4 protein-coding genes and 1 pseudogene are annotated in these 4,072 nt (G+C 68.1%); 4 read left to right on the forward strand and 1 reads right to left on the reverse strand.

Features of this window, described 5'->3' with window-relative positions:
• A partial coding sequence (locus EQG76_RS03820) for a calcium-binding protein (protein ID WP_159710755.1) occupies nt 1–871 on the forward strand: 871 nt, incomplete at its 5' end.
• An 87-nt stretch (nt 872–958) separates the two neighbouring features.
• Nucleotides 959–2,233 (forward strand): S-methyl-5-thioribose kinase, encoded by a 1,275-nt coding sequence (gene mtnK / locus EQG76_RS03825; RefSeq protein ID WP_159710757.1) that lies wholly within the window; start codon nt 959–961, stop codon nt 2,231–2,233.
• Here the strand turns inward: mtnK and EQG76_RS03830 are convergent.
• Complete coding sequence (locus tag EQG76_RS03830; RefSeq protein WP_255476471.1) at nt 2,230–2,721, reverse strand: DUF29 domain-containing protein; 492 nt, start codon at nt 2,719–2,721, stop codon at nt 2,230–2,232. The two genes, mtnK and EQG76_RS03830, sit on opposite strands and share 4 nt — an antisense overlap.
• A gap of 134 nt (nt 2,722–2,855) precedes the next feature.
• Between EQG76_RS03830 and EQG76_RS03835 the strand changes: the two genes are divergently transcribed.
• Together EQG76_RS03835 and EQG76_RS03840 are read left to right on the forward strand one after the other, a co-directional pair.
• Nucleotides 2,856–3,812, forward strand: a complete 957-nt coding sequence (locus tag EQG76_RS03835) for an ABC transporter substrate-binding protein (protein ID WP_159710761.1) — start codon at nt 2,856–2,858, stop codon at nt 3,810–3,812.
• 16 nt (nt 3,813–3,828) lie between these two features.
• Nucleotides 3,829–4,072 (forward strand): annotated as a pseudogene (locus EQG76_RS03840) (ABC transporter permease); the annotation flags it as partial.

Raw genomic sequence — 4,072 nt, forward strand, 5'->3', positions numbered from 1 at the left:
CGACCGGCTGACCGGTACGTCCGGCAAGGACACGCTGTACGGGCGCGCCGGCAAGGACGTGCTCACCGCCGGCGCCGGCAACGACGCACTTTATGGCGAGGCCGGAGACGACGCGCTCTGGGGCCAGGACGGCGAGGACCGGCTCTTTGGCGGCGCCGGTCGCGACATGCTCCGCGCTGGCAACGGCAACGACCTGCTGCGTGGCAATGCCGGCCATGACCTGCTGTTCGGCGCCAACGGCAACGACACGCTGGCCGGGGATGACGGTGATGACCGTCTCTACGGCGGCACCGGTGACGACACGGCGCATGGCGGGGCCGGCAATGATCTCGTGACCGGGCAGCGGGGCGACGACCTTCTGTTCGGCGGGAGCGGCAATGATGTACTGGAAGGCTGGCAGGGCGACGACCTGCTCGACGCCGGCCCAGGGGACGACGCGGTGTCCGGCTGGGACGGTCGGGACCTGATCCGGCTGGGTGCCGGCCAGGACACCGTCGTGTTCAACGGCGCGATCTTCGGCCAGTACCTGGACCATGTCGGCGCCGAGTACATCAATCCGGACGACGACCTGGTGCTCGACTTTGCGCGGGGCGAGGACCGGATCCTCCAGATGATGTTCACGATCGACGATCCGTTGGAAGGCACGTCCACTGCTACGACCGTCGACTTCGCGCGGCTGGACAGCAACGCGGATGGCCGGGTGGACGATGCCGACGCCTTTGTCGACGCGGTCAGGGTGGGCCTGCCTGGAGAGTTCCGGGACTCGCTTGCGATCCATGCCGGCGATGCCAGCGGGATCACGTTCTTCGCCGGCAGCACGCTGACCCTGGCGGGCGTGACCGGCCTTGCGCCGGACGACTTCACCGCCTGAACTCCCTGGCCGGCGCTTGCGCGACCGGACGCGGCACCGCTAAAGCCCGGTCGACCGCGCAGGCCGTGTCAGGACAAGGGAGGAACGATGTCGCTGCCGACGCCCGAGGGCTATCGCGTCCTGGACGAGAGTTCCCTGCGCGACCTGCTCGCCAATCTGCCCGCCGTGGTCGGGCGGGTCGGCCAGGACGTGGCGGCATGGCGGATCCGCGAGGTCGGCGACGGCAACCTTAACCTCGTCTTCATCATCGAGGGGCAGGACGGCGGGATCTGCGTGAAGCAGGCCCTGCCCTATGTGCGGCTCGTCGGCGAGAGCTGGCCGCTCGACCTGAACCGCGCCTTCTTCGAGTACCGCGCCAGCGTCATCCAGGCTGAGCGCTGCCAGGGCCTGGTGCCGGAGATCCTGCACTACGACCAAAAGCTCTATCTGATCGTGATGGAGTTGCTCTCGCCGCACATCATCATGCGGCGGGGCATGATCGACGCTGTGGTCTATCCGCGCTTCGTCGAACACATCACCGACTACATGGCACGCTCGCTCTACTTCACCTCGGACCTGGCCCTGCCGGCCGCACGCAAGAAGGCGATGATCGCCGAGTTCTGCCCGAACACCGACCTGTGCAAGATCACCGAGGACCTGATCTTCACCGACCCCTACCGGGTCCACGAGCTGAACCGCTGGACCAGCCCGCAGCTGGACCGCTGGGCAGCGATGTGGCGCGAGGACGACCAGCTCAAGCTCGCGGTCTCGCAGCTGAAAGTGGACTTCCTGTCCCGCGCCGAGGCCCTGCTGCATGGCGACCTCCATACCGGCTCGATCATGGTGACCGAGGCCGAGACCCGGGTAATCGACCCGGAATTCGCCTTCGTGGGGCCGATGGCCTTCGACGTCGGCAAGCTGATCGCCAACCTCCTGATGAACTATCTGAGCCATGACGGCCACGAGGCCCGGCCTGGCGAGCGCGACGACTACCGCGCCTGGGTGATCGACACGATCCACGGCGTCTGGCACGGCTTCGCCACCAAGTTCGTCGCCCTGTGGGCGAGGAACCGCACCGGTGACGCCTATCCCCGCGACCTCCTGCCCGACGACTCCTCGGTCTTCCGCCAGGCCCAGTCCGCCTACATGGCGCGCCTGTGGACCGACAGCCTGCGCTTTGCCGGCGCCTCCCTCACCCGCCGCACGCTAGGCCTCGCCCACAATGCCGACCTGGAGCGCATCGAGGACCCCGATCGCCGCGCCGCCTGCGAGAAGCGCGTCCTGGAACTCTCCCGCGACCTGCTCGTGAACCCCGACAGCTACGCCCATATCGAGCAGGTGACGGCACGTGCCCAGGCGCTGCGGGCGCGGGATGTCGGTTAGGTGCTTTCCTGAAAGCGGCTCGAGTCCGGCCCGGCTGCCTTGCGGCCGTAGAAGCCGTCGCGGAGCACGTCATCCAAGGTGTATGCAGGGTCTTCTGGCAAGGCGGTGGCGCTGTCTCCTTCGCCATGCCCAGCCAGGGCAATCAGCACCTGATCTCGCGCACTTCGATAAAGGGCGTGGAAGTCATCACGCAGATCGCGCTCAATGGTCGGGGTGAGATCACCACGCAGGGCGTCGCGCGCCTCGTAGATCGATTCCATCCAGTCGGCTCGCGGGTCCTTCGGCGGAGAATGATCGAGCTTGAGCAAGTGGACGATGATCCGCCGGACCTGGCTCCGGCACGCATTGCGGTCCCGCTTGGCCAAGTCGTCGACCTCCTCGGCCAGTTCCTTCAGGTCGAGCGGACCGTTCCAGCGCTCCCGCTCGAGCTGGCGCAACGCCTCGACCTGGCGGCGGGCCCAGAGATAAGAGATAATAGTCGGTCTCATACAGGCGGGCGGCCATGCTGCAGCGGGTCTCCGATGCGGTCCGGCCAGTATAGCCTGTCGATCGGAAGCTTGTCCCGCCTCGGCCGTGAGGGATAAAGGACCACAACGCTTCCACGCAGGAATGGTCCGAACCGATGCGTCTCGATCGCCGCAGCTTCTCCGCCGTGCTGCTCGCCACGGCAGCGGCCCCCTCCCTGGCCCGTGCCGACACGCCGCTGGTGGCGATCACCGCGATCGTCGAGCACCCGGCGCTCGACGCCTGCCGCGACGGGGTCATCGAGGGGCTGAAGCAGCAGGGCATTACGGCCGAGACCACCTATGAGAGCGCGCAGGGCCAGCCCGCCACCGCGGCGCAGATCGCCCGGAGCTTCGTCGGCATGAACCCGGCCGTGATCGTGCCGATCAGCACGCCGTCCGCCCAGGCCGCGGCCGCCGCGACCAAGGACATCCCGATCGTGTTCACCGCGGTGACCGACCCGGTCGATGCCGGTCTGGTGGCGAGCATGGAGAAGCCCGGCGGCAACGTCACCGGCCTGTCCGACCTCTCGCCGCTCAGCCAGCATCTCGACCTGATCCTGGAGGTCACGCCCGACGTGAAGCGGCTGGGCTTCCCCTACAATCCGGGCGAGGCCAATGCCGTCGTGCTCCTGAACCTGATGCGGGAGCTGGCGGAGGGGCGCGGCATCGAAGTGGTGGAGGCCACTGCGTCCAAGTCGGCGGACGTGGTCGCCGCCGCACGCAGCCTGACCGGCCAGGCGGACGCGATCTACGTGCCCACCGACAACACCGTGGTTTCCGCGCTGGAAAGCCTGATCGCGGTGGCGCGCCAAGCCAGAGTGCCGGTCTACTGCGGCGACACGGACAGCGTGGCGCGCGGCTGCATCGGCTCGGTCGGCTTCGACTATTTCCAGGTGGGCGTGCAGACCGCGGCGATCGTGGCGCGGATCCTCAAGGGCGAGAAGCCGGGCGAGATTGCGATCGAGACCGCGTCCGGCACCGATCTCTACCTGAACCCGGCCGCCGCGGAGGCCTTCGGCATCACCCTGCCCGACGCGCTCCTCTCCCGCGCCACCAAGATCGTGGGCGCCTGACCCGGAAGGGCTGCACTTGTCGCTGTTCTCCTTCCTCGGCGCCATCGAGCTCGGCCTGATCTACGGGCTGGTCGGGCTGGCCGTGTACCTGTCCTTCCGGATCCTGCACTTCCCCGACCTCACGGTTGACGGCTCGTTCCCGCTGGGCGCCAGCGTCTGCGCAGCTGCGATCCTGGGCGGGCTGGATCCGGTCACCGCCACGCTGCTGGCGATCCTGGCAGGTGCGATCGCCGGCTGGATTACCGCCATCCTGGCGGTGC

Source organism: Geminicoccus flavidas (assembly GCF_009806515.1).
Lineage (GTDB): Bacteria > Pseudomonadota > Alphaproteobacteria > Geminicoccales > Geminicoccaceae > Geminicoccus > Geminicoccus flavidus.